The 17,792-nt window shown below is 70.4% G+C and carries 16 protein-coding genes; 11 read left to right on the top strand and 5 right to left on the bottom strand.

Going from position 1 to position 17,792, the window contains the following annotated elements:
- Positions 1-329: 329 nt before the first annotated feature.
- The 7 genes from ACIRRY_RS27105 (at position 330) to ACIRRY_RS27075 (ending at position 5,524) form a co-directional block, all read left to right on the top strand.
- Positions 330-1,223: a DMT family transporter gene (locus ACIRRY_RS27105; RefSeq protein ID WP_403977255.1), complete on the top strand. Its 894-nt coding sequence runs from the start codon at positions 330-332 to the stop codon at positions 1,221-1,223.
- A 26-nt stretch (positions 1,224-1,249) separates the two neighbouring features.
- Positions 1,250-1,789, top strand: coding sequence for an NUDIX hydrolase (locus ACIRRY_RS27100; protein WP_403977253.1), 540 nt, complete (start codon positions 1,250-1,252; stop codon positions 1,787-1,789).
- Positions 1,790-1,799: 10 nt separating this feature from the next.
- Entirely contained in the window at positions 1,800-2,192 is a 393-nt protein-coding gene (locus ACIRRY_RS27095) for a YidH family protein (protein ID WP_403977251.1), read from the top strand.
- Entirely contained in the window at positions 2,189-2,512 is a 324-nt protein-coding gene (locus tag ACIRRY_RS27090) for a DUF202 domain-containing protein (protein ID WP_403977249.1), read from the top strand. Before ACIRRY_RS27095 ends, ACIRRY_RS27090 begins: the two co-directional genes overlap by 4 nt.
- A gap of 267 nt (positions 2,513-2,779) precedes the next feature.
- Positions 2,780-3,076: a hypothetical protein gene (locus ACIRRY_RS27085; RefSeq protein ID WP_403977247.1), complete on the top strand. Its 297-nt coding sequence runs from the start codon at positions 2,780-2,782 to the stop codon at positions 3,074-3,076.
- A gap of 186 nt (positions 3,077-3,262) precedes the next feature.
- Positions 3,263-4,294, top strand: a complete 1,032-nt coding sequence (locus ACIRRY_RS27080; RefSeq protein WP_403977245.1) for a phosphotransferase family protein — start codon at positions 3,263-3,265, stop codon at positions 4,292-4,294.
- Between the two features lie 6 nt (positions 4,295-4,300).
- Complete coding sequence (locus ACIRRY_RS27075) at positions 4,301-5,524, top strand: acyl-CoA dehydrogenase family protein (RefSeq protein WP_403977243.1); 1,224 nt, start codon at positions 4,301-4,303, stop codon at positions 5,522-5,524.
- A 78-nt stretch (positions 5,525-5,602) separates the two neighbouring features.
- On the opposite strand, the gene ACIRRY_RS27070 is transcribed toward ACIRRY_RS27075, so the two are convergent.
- A complete protein-coding gene (locus ACIRRY_RS27070; RefSeq protein WP_403977241.1) occupies positions 5,603-6,169 on the bottom strand; it encodes an LGFP repeat-containing protein in 567 nt (188 codons plus the stop codon).
- A gap of 185 nt (positions 6,170-6,354) precedes the next feature.
- On the opposite strand from ACIRRY_RS27070, the gene ACIRRY_RS27065 reads away from it, so the two are divergent.
- Complete coding sequence (locus ACIRRY_RS27065; protein ID WP_403977239.1) at positions 6,355-8,349, top strand: sensor histidine kinase; 1,995 nt, start codon at positions 6,355-6,357, stop codon at positions 8,347-8,349.
- Positions 8,346-9,050 carry a response regulator gene (locus tag ACIRRY_RS27060; protein WP_403977237.1) on the top strand — a complete coding sequence of 235 codons (705 nt, stop codon included), beginning with the start codon at positions 8,346-8,348 and terminating at the stop codon, positions 9,048-9,050. The genes ACIRRY_RS27065 and ACIRRY_RS27060 overlap by 4 nt, the downstream gene beginning before the upstream one ends.
- Before the next feature lie 44 nt (positions 9,051-9,094).
- Here the strand turns inward: ACIRRY_RS27060 and ACIRRY_RS27055 are convergent, their stop codons facing one another.
- The 3 genes from ACIRRY_RS27055 to ACIRRY_RS27045 are packed head-to-tail and all read right to left on the bottom strand — an operon-like array spanning position 9,095 to position 12,143.
- Positions 9,095-9,688, bottom strand: coding sequence for a TetR/AcrR family transcriptional regulator (locus ACIRRY_RS27055; RefSeq protein ID WP_329246618.1), 594 nt, complete (start codon positions 9,686-9,688; stop codon positions 9,095-9,097).
- Positions 9,689-9,714: 26 nt separating this feature from the next.
- Positions 9,715-11,382 carry a class I adenylate-forming enzyme family protein gene (locus ACIRRY_RS27050; RefSeq protein ID WP_403977235.1) on the bottom strand — a complete coding sequence of 556 codons (1,668 nt, stop codon included), beginning with the start codon at positions 11,380-11,382 and terminating at the stop codon, positions 9,715-9,717.
- Positions 11,379-12,143, bottom strand: coding sequence for an SDR family oxidoreductase (locus ACIRRY_RS27045; RefSeq protein ID WP_403977233.1), 765 nt, complete (start codon positions 12,141-12,143; stop codon positions 11,379-11,381). Before ACIRRY_RS27045 ends, ACIRRY_RS27050 begins: the two co-directional genes overlap by 4 nt.
- Positions 12,144-12,307: 164 nt before the next feature.
- Here ACIRRY_RS27045 and ACIRRY_RS27040 point away from each other — a divergent pair, with 164 nt between their 5' ends.
- The gene (locus tag ACIRRY_RS27040; RefSeq protein WP_403977231.1) at positions 12,308-13,528 is read left to right on the top strand and encodes an exo-beta-N-acetylmuramidase NamZ domain-containing protein; all 1,221 of its coding nucleotides are present in this window, start codon (positions 12,308-12,310) and stop codon (positions 13,526-13,528) included.
- A gap of 81 nt (positions 13,529-13,609) precedes the next feature.
- Complete coding sequence (locus ACIRRY_RS27035; RefSeq protein WP_403977229.1) at positions 13,610-14,971, top strand: serine-threonine protein kinase; 1,362 nt, start codon at positions 13,610-13,612, stop codon at positions 14,969-14,971.
- Here the strand turns inward: ACIRRY_RS27035 and ACIRRY_RS27030 are convergent.
- Positions 14,960-17,743 carry a penicillin acylase family protein gene (locus ACIRRY_RS27030; protein ID WP_403977227.1) on the bottom strand — a complete coding sequence of 928 codons (2,784 nt, stop codon included), beginning with the start codon at positions 17,741-17,743 and terminating at the stop codon, positions 14,960-14,962. The two genes, ACIRRY_RS27035 and ACIRRY_RS27030, sit on opposite strands and share 12 nt — an antisense overlap.
- Positions 17,744-17,792: the final 49 nt, after the last annotated feature.

Genomic DNA, 17,792 nt, shown 5'->3' with positions numbered 1-17,792 from the left:
GCGACACTGCGGGATATCGGCACGCTATCGGCCGAACACGCACAGCAAACCCTCCACCAATACTTCACGTCAAGTGCCGTACTGCTGTTACAGGTGTCAACTTCCGTTGCGTGTGCGGCACTTGTGGCGCGGGCCCTTACCCGGGACGGTACGCTCCCAACCGTCCGCGAGTCATCGATGTGGCGTACGCCATGGCGCTCCGGCGCGCGGCGACGGACCATGGCAGAACGGTCCCGCATCCGGGTACTCCCAAAGGCAAGCCGGACCCTGGGGCGCTACAGTCGCCCCAACGCACCCCGTAACCCGGCCTGACGATCGAGGTACGCAGCGTGTCCCCTCTGGTTCTGATGCTCGCCGTGAGCGCGGCCTGTTGCCTCGGCTTCGGGTTCGTGCTCCAGCAGAACGCGGCCCAGCAGGCACCCCTGAGCGACTTCCTCTCCCCGAGGATCCTCCTCGACCTGATGCGGGTGCCGCGCTGGCTCGGCGGCATCGGCCTGATGGTCGCGGGCATGGTGCTCGGCGCGATCGCGCTCGGCAAGGGCGAGGTCTCCCTCGTCGAACCGCTCCTCGCCACGAACCTCCTCTTCGCGCTCGCCCTCTCCCGCAAGCAGACGAGACAACCCCTGGGCCGCCAGGGCTGGGCGGGCCTCGCGCTCCTCGCGGGCGGCGTCACGACCTTCATCGTCGCGGGCGAGCCGCACAGCGGAACCCCGGTCACCGACCCCTTCCGCCACTGGCTGATCATCGGCGTCATGGTGGGCCTCGCCCTCCTCCTCACGACATACGCCAAACGCTCCCGCCTCAGCTCGGGCCCGGTCCTGCTGGCCCTGGCGGCCGGCCTGCTCTACGGCGTGCAGGACGCCCTCACCCGGGTCAGCGGCCAGCGCTTCACCGAGGGCGGCCTGGGCGAACTGCTCACGGGCTGGCAGCCGTACGGCGTCCTCGCACTCGGGGTGACCGGCCTGGTCCTGGTGCAGAGCGCGTTCGAGACCGCCCCCCTCCGCATGTCGCTCCCCGCCCTGACCGCGGCCCAGCCGCTGGCCGGGATCATCTGTGGGGTGGGCTTCCTGGGCGACCGGTTGCGCGCCGACACGGGCGCCCTGGCCTGGGAGGCGGTGGGCCTCGCCGGAATCGTCGTGGGCATCCTGCTCCTGGGCCTGCACCCCGCGATGCCACGCGGCACGACGAGGCCGAAGCCGGCACCGGCCCTCCAGCCGCACTGACCACCGGCCCCTGTTTTGATGAGGGCATGAACCCAGCTGACGAAATCCTCGACATCGTCGACGAACACGACCGGGTCATCAGCCAGTCCCCCCGCGGTGAGGCCTACGCCCAGGGCCTCCGCCATCGCGCGGTCTTCATCCAGACCCGGGACGCACAGGGCCGCGTCTTCGTCCACCGCCGCACCCCCACAAAACTCGTCTTCCCCTCCCTCCACGACATGTTCGTCGGCGGGGTGGTAGGCGCGGGCGAGTCCTACGACGACGCGGCGCTGCGCGAGGCCGAGGAGGAACTGGGCGTCGACGGGCTGCCCCACCCCACCTTCCTCTTCAAGTTCCTGTACGACGACGGAGCCGGGAACACCTGGTGGTCGGCGGTGTACGAGGTGCGCTGCGAACTACCGCCGAGCCCGCAGGTCGAGGAGGTCGCCTGGCACGACTTCCTGACGGAAGGGGAGATCGAGCGACGGCTGACGGAGTGGGAGTGGGTACCGGACGGACTCGCGGCCTACGAACGACTCAAGGAGCACCGGAAGGCACCGGCGCACCGCTCGGAACCGGCCGGATAGGGTCCTGCTCGTGATCGATTTCGCACGGAACGTCCGGCTGTGGTTCGCACCCCAGGAGATCAGCGAGGAAGGGACCACACCCGACTACCGGTTCTCGCTGGCGAACGAACGCACCTTCCTGGCCTGGCTGCGCACCGCGCTCGCGCTGATCGGCGGGGGCTTCGCGGTGGACCAGTTCCTGCCGGACCTGCCCTGGGCCTGGCGGGTCGGCCTGGCCCTCGCACTCCTCGCGGCGGGCGTCCTGTGCGCGCTGCGCGCGGTCAATCACTGGGTGCGCTGCGAGCGGGCGATGCGCCGCGGCGAGGATCTGCCGGTGTCCCGGTTTCCGGCTCTGCTGAGCATCGCCGTGGCGATCGTGGCCGTGGTGATGGTCGTAGTAGTCCTCGCCGGATGGGAAGGATGACCAGACCCCCGACCCCGGACCGCGACCCCGGCCTGCAACCCGAGCGCACCCGCCTGGCCTGGCGCCGTACGACCCTGTCGAGCACGGTCGCCGCCGTCCTCGCCGCGAAGGCCGCACTGCACGACGGAATCCACCCGCAAGGGATCATCATCAGCGCCCTGTGCTGCGCACTCTGGCTGGCCTTCCTCACCATCGCCCACCGCCGCATCACCACCCTCGCAGCCGGCGGCACACCCCCGCCCCTGGTCCCCCGACACGCCACCGCGGCGGTGCTGTGCACGGTGGCCATGGCGGTATGCGCGGTGGCACTCGTGTACTGAAGGGGCTGGACCACGCACCCGCACCCGCCGACGAGACGGAAGCGGGTCGTGGCGGTGCGGTGCGGCGCAGCCCGCCGCGTACCCGGCACCGACCCGTTCGGCCATGTCGACAGACAGCGGGGCCCGACCGGCGGCGGGCTCGCCGTACCGCCACGACCCCGGCCCCACCCACCGACAGCGGCGCCACGCACCCCGGATGCCCCGATATGGGCGATCCCCATGCCACCCTGTCCGACGTCAAGTCCCGCACTTCCGAAGGTGAGCACCATGACCACCCTTCACCTGGAGCACTCCTCCCACACCCACGCGCACGGCCCGGACTGCGGCCACTCCGCGGTGCCGCACGGTGACCATGTCGACTACGCGCACGACGGCCATCTGCACCGCGAGCACGGCGGCCACTGGGACGAGTGCGAGCCGGGCGGCCATGTCTCCCACCAGGAGCACGCGCACCGCCACGGCCAGGACTGCGGGCACGAGAGCGTGCTGCACGGCGACCACGTCGACTACGTCCACGACGGTCACCGGCACGCCCTGCACGACGGCCACTGGGACGACCACTGAGCCGACCCCCACAGCCCGGAACGGCCTGAACGCGTCACCCCACAGCTCCCCGCCGCCCCGGCGCGGGGAGCTGTCGGCTTATCGTGGCCCCGGTCACGTTTCGCTCCCCTACTGGACGACATACCGACCGGTCGGCATGATGGAACGAGTCAGCCGAGTCCCGCCATCCGTTCGTAGGAGTGATGTATGAGCCCCGACCACCCTCCCGGACTCGATCTCGACCGGCTGCGCGGTCTGCTCGACCGCGAGCGGCCCGGTCTGGTGACCGGCCCGTTGTCCGGCCGGCTGATCGAGGGCGGACGGTCGAACCTCACCTACGCGCTCACCGACGGCGAGGCGAAGTGGGTCGTACGGCGCCCCCCGCTCGGCCACGTCCTGGCCACCGCGCACGACATGAAGCGCGAGCACCGCGTGATCAGCGCCCTGCACCCGACGAACGTCCCGGTGCCGAGGCCGGTGCTGCTGTGGGAGGACGACGAGGTGCTCGGGGCGCCGTTCTACGTCATGGAGTTCGTCGAGGGCACCCCGTACCGCACCGCCGAGGAGCTCGCCCCGCTGGGCCCGGAGCGCACCCGGAGCGCGGTCATCGAACTGGTCGACACGCTGGTCGAGTTGCACGCGGTGGACCCCGCCGAGGTGGGCCTGGCGGACTTCGGCCGCCCCGAGGGCTTCCTGGACCGCCAACTGCGGCGCTGGGGCAAGCAGTTGGACGCCTCCCGCAACCGCGAGCTGGCCGGCGTCGAGGAGTTGCACGCGGCCCTGGGCCGCCGCCTGCCCACCTCCCCCGCACCCGCGGTCGTGCACGGCGACTACCGCCTCGACAACGTCCTCATCGGCACAGAGGACGGCGTCGACAGGATCAGGGCGATCCTCGACTGGGAGATGTCCACACTCGGCGACCCGCTCACCGACCTGGGCCTGCTGGTGATGTACAGCATCCCGCTGGAGCTGCCCAACTCCCCCATTTCCACCACCGCTTCGGCCCCCGGCCACCCCGCACCGGCCGAGCTGATCGAGCGGTACGCCGCGCGCTCGGGGCGCGACGTGTCGGCGGTCGCCTGGTACACGGCGTTCGCGTGGTTCAAGCTCGCCGTGATCCTGGAGGGCATCCACTACCGCTACACCCTGGGCCAGACGGTCGGCCGCGGCTTCGACCGCATCGGCGAACTGGTACCCGTCTTCATCGAGCACGGCCTGACCACCCTTCAGGAAGGCTGATCCACCATGGACTTCGCGTTCGACGCACACACCGAGGAACTGCGCGCCAAGCTCCTGGCCTTCATGGACGAGTACGTCTACCCGGCCGAGCCAGTCGCCGAGGAGCAGCGCGCCCGGCTCGCCTCGCCCTGGGAAACCCCTGCCGTGGTCGGGGAGTTGAAGGCGGAGGCCCGCAGGCGGGGCCTGTGGAACCTCTTCCTGCCGGACGCCGAGTACGGCGGCGGCCTCACCAACCTCCAGTACGCCCCGCTGGCCGAAATCACCGGCCGCTCCCCGCACTTGGCACCCACCGCGCTGAACTGCGCGGCGCCGGACACCGGCAACATGGAGGTGCTGTACCAGTTCGGCGACGAGCAGCAGAAGAAGCAGTGGCTGGAGCCGCTGCTGGCCGGCGAGATCCGCTCGGCGTTCGCGATGACCGAGCCCGAGGTGGCCTCCTCGGACGCCACGAACATCACGACACTCATCGAGCGAGCCTCCGACGGTACGGACGACTACGTCATCACCGGCCGCAAGTGGTACATCTCCGGAGCGATGAACCCGGACTGCAAGATCTTCATCGTGATGGGCAAGACGGACCCGGACGGCGCCGACATCCGCCGCCAGCAGTCCATGATTCTCGTCCCCCGCGACACCCCCGGCGTCACCGTCAAGCGGGCGATGCAGGTCTTCGGCTACGAGGACCACTCGCACGGCGGCCACGCCGAGGTCGTCTTCGACCACGCGCGGGTGCCGGTGACGAACCTGATCGGCGAGGAGGGCGGCGGCTTCGCCATCGCCCAGGCGCGGCTCGGCCCGGGCCGTATCCACCACTGCATGCGGCTCATCGGCATGGCCGAGCGGGCCATCGAGCTGATGTGTCAACGGGCCGTCTCCCGCGTCGCGTTCGGCAAGGCGCTGGCCCAACAGGGCGTCGTCCACAACTGGATCGCGGACGCGCGGGTCGCCGTCGAGCAACTGCGGCTGCTGGTCCTGAAGACGGCCTGGATGATGGACACCGTGGGCAACAAGGGTGCTCACGCGGAGATCCAGGCCATCAAGATCGCCACCCCGCGCACGGTCGTCGGCATCCTCGACAAGGCGATCCAGCTGCACGGCGCGGGCGGCGTGAGCCAGGACTTCCCGCTGGCCGAGCTGTACGCGAGCGCCCGCACCCTGATGCTGGCCGACGGCCCGGACGAGGTGCACCAACGGTCGCTGGCGCGGCGGGAGTTGAAGAAGTACCTGTAGCACGACGACGGGGCCGGAAGACGAAGGGGCTGGAAGGGGTGCGGCACCCCCTCCAGCCCATTTCCCCCGAGGTGTCGGTCAGTTGGGCGTGCTCGCCTTCAGCGTCCAGCCCTGCCGGCAGGTGTGGCCGAAGGTGCCGATGTCGCAGCCCTCGACCGTGAAGACGTAGGCGCCGGTGTTCCGCTCCTGCACCCGGATCCGGCCGGCCGTCCCGCCACCGAACTCCCGCTGGGTGCCACCGGGGTCGGAGGCGCTCGTCCAGCGGACCAGGAACGAGTCGTAGCGGTGCTCCGGGGCCGTCGTACCCCAGTTGAAGTAGGCGTAGCCGCGGTCCTCCCACGCGGCGACGACCATGTTCGAGCCCTGGCGCGGCGACCAGGTGGCGGTGCCGTAGGTGAAGTACTGGCGCTTCCCCGCGTAGGCGCCGTTCAGGTACACGTCCCGGGTGCCGGTGGTCGGGCAGCCGAGCCAGCCGCTCGCTCCGCCGAGCGCGCTCCAACGCTGGTAGATGTGCGGCTCGTTGACCGCGATTCCGCACACGGCCCGCGCCGGTGTCTGCGCGGCGGCCGGCACCGCGGCCGTACCGCCGAGAGCGAGCAGGGAGCCCAGGACAACGCCGGTCAGGCGCCGCTTCGTTGACAGCATGGTGTTTCCCCCGTTGGTTCCTGTCGTACGTCCGGCGGTGGGCCCGCCGTTCCGCTGCTCCGAGCATCACGGCTGCAGGGGCCGGGAGTTGAGGGGAAGCACTCGGGCGACACCGGGGACCTCTCCCGGGTGGACCGGGAAGCGTTCCCAGGACACCCGGGCGCCGCACCCCCACGATGGGACGCATGGACGACCGCGACGGGCGCACCCGGCCACCTGCGGCGACGGCGTACGTGCTGCTGGGACTGGCCGCACTCCAAGTGGCGGCCGGGGTGGTCGCGTTGGTGGCGGCGGAGGTCTCCGCCGCGGACCTGGTCCACTACGACATGGTCGTCGATCTGGCGGTCGGGCTCGCCTACCCGGTCTGCGGCACGGTGATCGCGCTGCACCGGCCGCGCAATCCCATCGGCTGGCTGCTGATCGCCTACGGGGTGGGCCACGCGTTCACGGGCATGTCGATCGGACTGGCCGTCGAGGGACTGCGGTTGGGCTGGCCGCCGGACGTCCTGCACGCGGTCACGACCGTCGGCCGCCACACCTGGATCGCCGGCAGCTCCACGGCGTTCGTGCTCGTGTTCTTCCTGTTCCCCGACGGCCGGCTGCCCGACCGCCGCTGGCGCTGGGCCCTGGCCGCCCAACTCCTGTCCTCCCCACTGGACTTCGCGATCTGGGCACGGGACGACTGGGGCCTGTTCCGCGGCACGTCCGCCCAGCCCTCCTACCTCCCGGTGCCGGACGGCTGGATGCCCGCCCTTCGGGACGTCGAGACCGCCAAGGCCTGTCTGGTGCTGACCGCCGTGTTCGCCGTCATGGCCGTGCGCTACCGACGCGGCGGCGAGCAGGACCGCCGCCGGCTGCTGTGGCTGATCGCGGGAATCCTGCCGCTGGCGGTCAGCGTGGCCCTGCAGATCCTCGGCTTCCCGGCGGTCTACACGTCCTGCTGCACCCTCTTCCTGCCGGTCGCCATCATGATCGCCGTGGTCCGCGAGGAACTCCTCGACATCCGCCTCGTCGTCTCCCGCAGCCTGCTCTACGGCGCGCTCACGGTCGGCGTGGTGGTCACCTACGTCGGCCTCGTCACCTCGGTCCAGTCCCTCCTGAACCCCGACCCCGCGCTGCTCGGCCCGGCCCTGATCACCGTCACCCTCGCCGTCGTCTTCGAACCCGCCCGCCGCCTGGTACAACGCCTGGTCGGCCACGCCCTCTACGGCGACCGACACGACCCGGTGCGCGCGGTCTCCCGCATCGGCGAACGGCTGGCCGGCACCGGCGTCGACGCGGTACCGGAGGCGGTCGGCGAGGCGCTGCGGCTGCCGTATGTGTGCGTGGAGTCGAAGTCCGGGGTGACGGACGGGAGTTGGGGCGAGGCGGGCGAGCGCATCCACGCCATACCCCTCGACTACGACGGCCGGACCGTCGGCGCGCTGGTGATCGGACTGCGCCCCGGCGAACAGCAGCCCGACACCGCCGACCTGGCCGTCCTGGAGCTGCTCGCCGTACCGCTGGCCGCCGCGCTGCACGCCACCGACCTCACCCGGCAGTTGCAGCACTCCCGGGAACGGATCGTGGCCGCGCGCGAGGAGGAGCGGCGCCGGATCCGCCGCGATCTGCACGACGGCCTCGGGCCGACCCTCGCCGGAGCCGCCTTCCAGGCCGACGCCGTACGCAATCTGCTGACGTTCGATCCGGAGCGGGCGGCGGTGCTGCTGGCCGAGTTGCGGTCGGAGGTCGGGGGCGCGGTCGCGGAGGTGCGCCGGCTGGTGGACGGGCTACGGCCGCCGGATCTGGACCAGTTGGGGCTGCTGGGCGCGTTGCGGGAGCGTGCGGTGCGGCTGTCCTGGCGGGCGGACGGCACCCCGATCCAGGTACGGGTCCGGGCTCCCGAGCGGTTGCCCGCGCTGCCCGCCGCCGTCGAGGTCGCCGCGTACCGCATCGCGATCGAGGCGCTGACCAACGCGGCCCGGCACGCCCGTGCCTCCCGGGTGGACCTGCTCATCGAGATCGGCGAGGGGCTGCGCCTTGAGGTGTGCGACGACGGTTCACCGGCGGACGAGGAGACCGCGTGGACCCCGGGCGTGGGCATCACGTCGATGCAGGAGCGCGCGGCGGAGCTGGGCGGGCGGTGTGTGGCGGGGCAGGGGCGGGTGGTGGCGACGCTGCCGTTGGGAGAGGTGTTGTGACGGGACGAGAACCTGAGGGCGAGGACGACGGCGACGGGGACGCGCTGCGGGTGGTCCTCGCCGACGATCACCCGGTGGTCCGTACCGGGCTCGCCGCCCTGCTGGAGTCCGTGCGGGACGGGACCCCGCGTGTGCGGGTCGTCGGGGTCGCCGCGAGCGGGCGGGAGGCAGTACGGGCGGCGGTGACCCTGCGTCCGCACGTGGTGGTGATGGACATCCGGATGCCCGACCTCAACGGCATCGAGGCGACCCGGGAGATCGGCCGGGTGGCGCCCCGGGTGGCCGTGCTGATGCTCACCATGGTCGAGGAGGACGACTCGGTGTTCGCCGCGATGCGGGCGGGCGCGCTGGGCTATGTCCTCAAGGGCGCGGGCCAGGACGAGATCGTCCGCGCGATCCGGGCGGTGGCCGCGGGTGAGGCGATCTTCGGCCCCGGTGTCGCCCGGCGCGTGCTCGGCCGGCTCAGCGCACCCCCCGACCGCCCCGACCCGTGCCCGACCCTCACCCCGCGCGAACGGGACGTCCTCGCCCTGATCGCCGAGGGGCAACCCAACTCGATCGTGGCCGCCCGCCTGGGTCTGTCCCCGAAGACGGTCAGCAACCACATGTCGGCGGTCCTGGCCAAGCTGGGCGTAGCGGACCGCACGCAGGCGGTGGCGTGGGCACGGGAGGCGGGGCTGGGGCCGAGCTCCGAGCCGTAGGCCCACGAACGTAGGCAAACAGCCGTAGGCAAACAGCCGTAGACCTACGGTCGCAGTGCCCGCATCAGCAGGTCCGCGAGGTGGTCGGCGACCTGTTGGGGGGTCATGGGGCCGCCGGGGCGGTACCAGGTCGACAGGTGGTGGACCGAGCCGAAGTGGTAGTCGACGACGAGGTCCGCCGGGGTCGCCGTGGAGAAGACGCCCTCGCGCTGGCCCTCCTCGACGAGCCCGCGGAAGCGCTCGTGGTAGCGCCGGCGCTCGGCCCGCACCTGCTTGTTCTTCTCCGGGCTCAGATGGTGCATGGACCGGAAGAAGATCGACGCGTCGTCGAGATTGTCGATCGTCGTCACCACGACGTCGGCCGCCGCGGCCCGCAGCCGCTTCTCGATCGGCTCGTCGGCGTTCGCGAACACCTCAAGGCGCTCCTGCTGGACGCGCAGCACGCGCGCGTACACCTCGTGCAGGAGGTCGTCCTTGGAGCCGAAGTAGTGGTACAGCGCCCCCTTGGTGACGCCCGCGGCCTCGACGATCTCCTGCACCGAGGTGCGGTCGTAGCCCTGCTCGGCGAAAAGTCGGGTGGCGGCGGCGAGGAGCCGCTGCGGGACGGGGGCCCCGTCTCCGTCGGTCGTCCTGGGCACTGCCGCCACCTGCCTTTTCTGGCTGTTCACTCGCTGTCGTGCGACCGGGAACGCAGTTCCCGTCGGAGGATCTTCCCACTTGCCGTCTTGGGCAGGTCGGGCAGGATCTCCACCTGGCGCGGGTATTTGTAGGCGGCCAGTCTCTCCTTGCAGTACACGGCGAATTCATCGGGGTCGGTTTCGGCACCCGGCCGGAGACTGATGTACGCCTTCACGGTCTCGCCCCGGTACCCGTCGGGCACCCCGACGACGGCCGCCTCGCGCACCGCCGGGTGGGTGTACAGCACGTCCTCGACCTCACGCGGCCACACCTTGAACCCGGACGCGTTGATCATGTCCTTCTTGCGGTCGACGACGTACAGCCAGCCCTCCGGGTCCATGAACCCGATGTCCCCGGTGCGCAGTTCACCGTCCGGGAAGGTCTCGGCGGTGGCCTCGGGACGCCGCCAGTACCCGGGCACGACCTGCGGCCCGCGCACCACGATCTCGCCCTGTTCCCCGAAGGGCACCTCCTCGCCCTGGTCGTCGACGATCCGTACGACGGTGTCGGGCCCGGACACGCCCACCGCCAGCGTCCCGGACGCGGGGTCCACGGGCGCCTCCAGCTGGGGCGGCACGGAGGCGCAGGGCGCGGTGCACTCGGTGAGGCCGTAGCCGTTGCGGATGTACGGCCCGAAGCCGGCCCGGAACTTCTCCACGAGGGCGGGCGGCAGCGGCGCGCCGCCGGAGGAGATAGTCCGGAAGGACGCGAAGTGGTCCGGGGTCACGGCCGGGTGCGCGGCGAGCGCCATGAAGGCGGTCGACGGGCCGACCGTGTAGTGCGGCCGGTGCTCGGCGAACGCGTCGAGCACGACCCCGCCCTCGAACCGGTACACCAGCACCAGCGAGCCACCGCTGACGAGCGAGGCACCGAGCTGGCACACCATCCCGGTGATGTGGAACAGCGGCGCCATCGCGAAGTACACCGGCGCGTCCGGCAGTCCGAGCCCGGTGCGCTGGCGTTCCGCGTTGTAGAGGATGTTGCCGTGGGTGTTGGTGGCCCCCTTCGGGGCACCGCTCGTCCCCGAGGTGTAACTGATCAACGCGACGTCGGAGGGGGCGAGTTCACGCCCTTCGGGCGCCCTGTGCCCCGCCTTGGCGACGGCCACCAGGTCCTCGGCATCGGAGGCCTGCGGCAACCGCTCGAAGGTGAGCACGCGCGCGTCCCCGCGCGTCTGGAAGTCCAACTCGCAGGCGGTGAGCACGATCCGCACGGGCGACTCGGCCGCCGTCTCGCGCAGATACGACTCCCAGGCCCGGTCGGAACAGATCAGCGCGGCCACCTCACCGTCCCGCAGGACATGGGTGACCTCCCCCGACTTGTACATCGGGTTGACGGGGACGACGATCGCGCCCGCCTTCCAGGCGCCGAGCAGGGCGATCACGAAGTGCGGCGAGTTCTGCAGCAGCACGGCGACCCGGTCACCGCGCTCAAGACCCCGCGCGGCCAGATACCCGGCGACCGAGTCACTCAGCTCGTCGACCTCGCGATAGCCGAGCCGCCCGTCGAAGTAGGTGAGGAAGGTGCGGTCGGGCGTCTCGGCGACCACCCGACGCAGGGCATGCACCAGCGAGTCGTCCGGACTGACGGGACCACGCTGGGCCTCGTTGAGCAGGCCGAGCCAGGGCTGGGCGGCGTAGCGGGAGTCGGTCACTCTCCGGCCTCCCACTTCTGCTGGATGTGGTTCATGGTGGTCAGCCAGCGATCCGGTTCGGCGGCCCTCGCCTGGTAGTACCCGGCGACCTCGGGGTGCGGCAGGATCAGGAAGCGCTCCTCCGCGATTCCCTTCATCAGAGCGTCGGCCACGGCGTCGGGCTCGATGGCCGTCGGCTGAAGCACCAGGTCACCCGCGCTGCCGGTGGCGGCGAGCATGTCGGTACGGACACCCTGCGGGCAGATCGCGTGGACCTTGATCCCCCGGTGCCGGTACGTCAGGGACAGCCACTCGGCGAAGGCGTACGCGCCGTGCTTGGTGACGCTGTAGGGCGCGGCTCCGATCATGGTGAGCAGCCCGGCGGCCGACACGGTGGACACGAACCGCCCGTCGCCCCGCTCCAGCCACCCCGGAATCAACGCCTCCGCGGCCCGCACATGAGCCATGACGTTCACGTCCCAGGCCTGCGCCCAGACGCCCTCACCGGCGGCTTCCGACCCACCGGAGCCGACCCCGGCATTGGCGCAGTAGACGTCGACGGTCCCACCGAGAGCGTCCCGGGCCGCGCCGACAACAGCGGAGGCATCCCCCGGCACGGCGATCCCGCCGATCTCGTCGGCGACGGCTTTCGCCCGCTCACCGTCCAGATCGTTGACGACGACCCGGGCCCCCTCGGCTGCGAACCGCCGAGCGAGCGCGGCCCCGATGCCACCCCCGGCTCCCGTGACGACTACCCCGGCACCCTGAACGGCTTCCACCATCAATCTCCTTCGACCGCGGCTCCCCTGCCCAGCCAGACTAACCGGTCGGTATGTAACACCGGAAGGGCGGATGCCCTTGTCTTTAGGGGCGCGAGGAACTGCGCGACCAGCCACAACGAACGCGCATCCGACCCACAACCCGCGGCAGCCAATACGGTGCCAACATGCCCCTCACCAGAAGAACTCTCCTGGCAGCAACCCCGGCGGCAACCCTCACCCCAGCACAACCCAAGAAGACCGCACTACGCACCGGCTTCGAAATCCTGGCCGCACACGACTACGCCCAGCTCAGTGGCCAACGAATCGGCATCGTCACCAACCCCACCGGCATCACCAGAGACACCGCCCACATCGTCGACGTCATGCACGCCGGCCCCCACGTGAACCTGGTCGCCGTCTTCGGCCCAGAACACGGCTTCCGAGGCACCGCACAAGCAGGCGGCTCCGAAGGCCGCTACACAGACCCGGCCACCAGACTCCCGGTCTACGACACGTACTTGAAGAGCGGCCGGCCCCTCGCCGACATCTTCACAACCGCCGGCGTCGACACCGTCGTCTTCGACATCCAGGACGTGGGCGCCCGCTTCTACACCTACATCTGGACCCTGTACGACTGCATGGAGGCGGCCGGACTCGCCGGCAAACGCTTCGTCGTCCTCGACCGCCCCAACCCGGTGACCGGAAGAGCGGCCCAAGGCCCGGTCCTGCACCGGGAGTTCGCGACCTTCGTCGGCCGACAGCCGATCGCGCAGACGCACGGCATGACGGTCGCCGAACTGGCGCGGCTGTTCAACGGGGAGTTCCTGACGAAGCCCGTACCCCTGGAGACCGTACTGATGACGGGCTGGAAGCGGTCGGAGTTCTACGACGCCTGGTCGCTTCCGTGGGTGCCGCCGAGCCCCAACATGCCGACGCCGGACACCGCGCTCGTGTACTCGGGGACGTGCCTCTTCGAAGGAACGAACCTGTCCGAGGGGCGCGGCACCACCCGCCCCTTCGAACTGCTCGGCGCGGAGGGCATCGACGGCCGCTGGGCAGCGCTGGCCAATCAACTGGGTCTCCCTGGCGTGCACTTCAGGGAGGCGTACTTCGCGCCGACGTTCTCCAAGTTCCAGGGCAAGACCGTCGGCGGGGTCCAGATCCATGTGCACGACCGGGCCGCGTACGACCCGGTCCGTACCGGTATCGCGCTGCTGGTGACCGCCAAGAAGGTCTGGAGCGGCTTCAGTTGGCGCTCGGACCACTGGATCGACCGGCTCACCGGGTCCGCGCGGGTGCGTACGGCGATCGACGCGGGGGCGAGCACGGACGAGGTGGTGGCGGGCTGGCAGGCGGAGTTGAAGGCGTTCCGACGGGTTCGAACTGAATACCTCCTCTACAAGTGACTCGCGACGTATGGCCAATCTTCACCGGTAGCGGGACGATGCGCCCACATCGCACCACTTCGGGGAACGAGGAGGCCGGCCATGGCGGATCCGGCGATGAGTGTGAGCCCCTACTGGGAGTTGACCTTCGACGCCGACGGCGACGTCGACCAGCGAGAACGCGATCGGCTGCTGAGCGAGGTGCGGCAGCGCGGGGTCGGTGACCTGATCGTCTTCTCGCACGGGTGGAACAGCCAACGCGCCGGCGCGACCCTGCTCTACAGCCGGTTCTTCGCGCCGGTTCCGCGCCTCGCGCCGAAGGCGCGGATCGGGTACGTGGGCGTGATCTGGCCATCCATGGAGTTCCCGGACCAGCCGATTCCGGATTTCCCCCGATCACCGGCCGCCGTAGCGGGGTCGACGCGGCCGGCGCTCGACGACGAGACGCGGCACGCGCTCCTCGACGCCTTCCCGGGCAAGGCGCCGGTGATCGACCAGATCGCCCGGATGCTGGACCAGCAGCCGCCGCAGGACGCCGAGTTGGAGGAGTTCGGGCGGCTGGTGCGGACGCTGGTGGACGTGGTGGCGCCGGGGCCGCAGGCGCTGTTCGGCGCGGACACGCTGGCCGAAGGGGTGCCGCAGAGCGAGCCACGGATGTTCGCCGTCGGCCGCACGGCGGAGGTCTGCGACCAGTTCGCGCAGGCCCTGGACCGTCTCACGAACCCTCAATCCCCGCCCCCGGCCGCCGAGTTCGCACTGCCGAACCCGTGGAAGGGTGCGCGGGAGCTGCTGCGGCAGGCTGCCTACTACGCGATGAAGCGGCGCGCGGGCACGGTCGGCGAGCGGGGCCTCGGCCCGGTGGTCGGGCGGCTCGCGGCGGTGGCGCCGGAGGTGCGGGTGCATCTCGTGGGGCACAGTTTCGGCGGGCGTCTGGTGTCGTTCGCGCTACGGGGTCTGCCCGAGGGAGTGCACTCGGTCAAGTCGGTGACGCTGCTCCAAGGGGCCTTCTCCCACTACGCGTTCGCCGCCCGGCTGCCGGACGACCCGCGTACCGGGGGTGTGCTCCAGGGTCAACAGAACCGCGTGGACGGGCCGTTGGTGTGCTGCTACTCGCACTGCGACTCGGCGCTCGGCACGATCTACCCGCTGGCCTCGCGGATGGCGGACGACGACTGCTCGTTCGCCGGCGTCGACATCGCCCGGGTGCTGGGCGACAAGTGGGGCGCGATGGGCCACGACGGGGTGCGGGCGGTACCGGGCACGCACTCGCTGACGCTGGCCGAGGCGCTCAACTCGCCGCTCCCGGCATCGGGTTGTGTGAACGTCGACGTCTGCTCGGTGGTGTGCCAGGGCGGTCCGCCGAACGGGGCGCACAGCGACATCGTGCACCCCGAACTCGCACGGGTGGTGCTGGCGGCGGGCCGGATCGACCGGCCCGCCGCCGCTACGGCGTCACCGGTGTGAGGTGAACTCCACCACTTGCTGGAAGGTGGGCCGGTTCTGCCAACTGATGTTGTAGTGCTTGATGCCGCCCAGCGTGCGCTGGACGATCGAGTCGGCGCACCACTGGTCGCCCGCCGAGCACAGGGTGTCCCCGGGGTAGACCGTGGCCGCGGTGGCGCCGGCCGCCGTCTTCAGTGTGCTGATCAGGATGTCCCGGCAGGCACTGAGGCTGCCGCCGCCGCAGTACTGCTGGGCCAGCGGTCCGGACACGGTCTGCCCGAGCACCGACCGGAGGTCCTTGTCGACGTAGCTCCACCAGCCGTACTGGAAGGAGCTTCCGGCGTGCGACCCGGTCGGGCCGTGGGCGGCCGAGGGGGTCTCGTCGATGTACAGGTTGTTGGTGAGCGCGGTGTACAGGCTGTCGCCGAGGCCCGGTTGGAACTCGGCCTTCACCAGCGCCGGCCACCAGGCGTCCAGGATTCGGATGGCGTCGGCGTTGGCGTAGGTCTTGGAGCCGGCCGAGGTCTCCGTGCGTTTGCCGCCGGCGGTGAGCCAGGTCTGGAGCTTGGTGACGGCCGCGGCGGCGGTGGTGTCGGTGACCGTACTGCTGTTGATCACCTTCAGCATGTCGGGCAGCACGTCCTCGGCGCGCAGGTCGGTGAGCGAGGCGTCGGACATCGCCTTCACCAGCGCGGATCTGGTGATCCCGCCGGCCGCGACGAGTTTCTTGACCCGGTCGTCGAGGAGATTGCCGCGATGGACGGACCCGTCACCCCAGCTCGCTGTCGTGTAGTTGAGGGCCTGTTTGTTGTTCCAGGAGATGTAGTAGTCCTGGTCGATGGAGTTGGGGTGCGCGGAGGCCGGGGTGTAGTCGGAGGTGTTGGTGGTGGGGTTCCAGTTCTGCCACTCGTAGGCGGCCTGGCCCCAGACCGGGAACTCGCTGTCGACACCGCTGGCCCGCACCGGGTTGTTGCCGCTGTTGTAGTACGCGGTGTGCGAGGAATCGGCGTAGAACCAGTTGAACGTGAAGTTGATGTGCTGCGCGGCGGTCTGGAAGGTCTGCGGACTCTTCACGTAGTCCGGGTCGTTGAGCATCTGGAAGCCGATGATCGAGTCGGCCTCGTGCATGTAGGAGGAGCGCAGGGTGGTGTAGGCGACCTTTTTCCCGCCGACGGTCGCCCGGTACTCGACGGGTCCGTACTCCGTCTTCCACACCCTCATCGTGTACGACCCGGCGGCGGTGCCGTCGGCCGTGGTGGGCGCCCAGGTGTTCTTCTGCTCGATCTCCTCCATCGGCGTGCAGGTGCCGTGGAAGAGGTAGTGGTAGTCGTCCTGGCAGAGTTCGACGGCGTAGGTGTCGATGATGTCCTGGCCGGAGGTCGTGGCGGACCACGCGTAGTCCTGGCCGCGGCCGAGTTCGACGTACATGCTCAGACCCGCGAAGGAGGCGCCGCGGGCGCTGATGCCCGGGCCCTGGATCTCCTGGAGCATGAGCAACTGCGGTGCGAAGTAGCCGGTCTGCGGTCCGAAGACGGCGATCGGGTGGCCGCTCGCGGTGGATTTGCCGCTCACCACAAGGGCGTTGGACATCCCGCGCTTGGCGGAGCTGAGGGCGGTGGCGGTCGCCGCGGCGGAGGCGGCGTTCGCGCTCTGGTCGGCGCCGGTGCCCGTGGCGTCGTAGACGAGTGGCTCGGTCGCCACCGAACCGGCGTCCGGCAGGGCCTCACCCTGGGCGGTGGTGGGCTTGGTGCCGTACGGGAAGCTCTCGCCGTTGTGGACGGTGAGCGCGGCCTCGGGGTCGTTGCGCTCGCGGAAGGACTCCCAGACCTTGGTGCCCTGCTCCACGCCGTACTTCTCCTGGGCGGCGAGCAGGGAGATCGCGTTGTTCACCTCGCCGCCGCCGCCGGAGCCGAACAGGGTGCCGATGACGGAGGCCAGCGCGACCAGGTCGGTGATCTTGAAGTGGTCGATCGTGCCGGCGTTGGTGATCGAGTCCTTGTGGCCGGTGAGGACGTACTCGCCGGGGAAGTAACGACCGCTGTCCGAGGCGTCGATGTAGGCGTTGATGCCGGCCAGATAGGCGTTGGCGTCGGCGAGTGCCTGCTGGCCGCGAGCGCCGTTGTTGTTGACGGCGTTGTCGATCTGGGACTGCAACTCGGCTTCGGTGTAGGGGGCGTTGCGGTAGAACTCCTGCTCAAGGCCCTGGTTGGAGGCCGCGCCGCCGGCGAAGGTGGTCAACTGACCGCGTCCGACGTGCCGGAAGACGTCCATCAGCCACAGCCGGTCCTCGCCGGCGGCGTATCCGGCGCCGTACTCGGTGCCGTAGCGCGTGGTGCCTGTGATGTGCGGCACACCGGTCGCCTTGTCGCGGACGATGGTCACATCGGTGCGGCCGCTGGGGTTCTCGGTCGAGGCGACGTTGGCGGCGGGGACCCCGAACGAGGCGTCGTTGAAGAAGGTGTTGATCTTCGCGTCGGTCAGCGTGGCGGCGCCCGTGGCCAGGTTGGCGTAGGGGCCGAGCTGGTCCTCGGCATGGCTGGGCTGACTGCCGAAGACCTGGTTCAGGAGGATCTGGGCGAGGGTGGCGTTGCCGTTCTCGCCGGCCGGGAGGATGTCAGAGCACTGGCCGCCGCAGTAGTCGTTGGAGGCCGTGGCCGCCACAGCGGTGCCCTGGGCAAGAGGAGACAAAAGGGCGGCAATGAGGGCGCATACGGATGCGGCCTTCAGGAACCCGGGGAATCTGCCGGGAGTTCTCAGTCTGTCGAGCAAGTTACGTGGGGTGCGCCGAGGCATGGCGGCTCCTACCGACGGGGGTGTGGCCGGACGTTACCGCCGGTATCCC

The sequence above is a fragment of the Streptomyces sp. NPDC101776 genome (genome assembly GCF_044766845.1).
Lineage (GTDB): Bacteria > Actinomycetota > Actinomycetes > Streptomycetales > Streptomycetaceae > Streptomyces.
The sequence above is the reverse complement of the archived record's forward strand: the minus strand, read 5'-3'. Positions and strand labels throughout refer to the sequence as shown.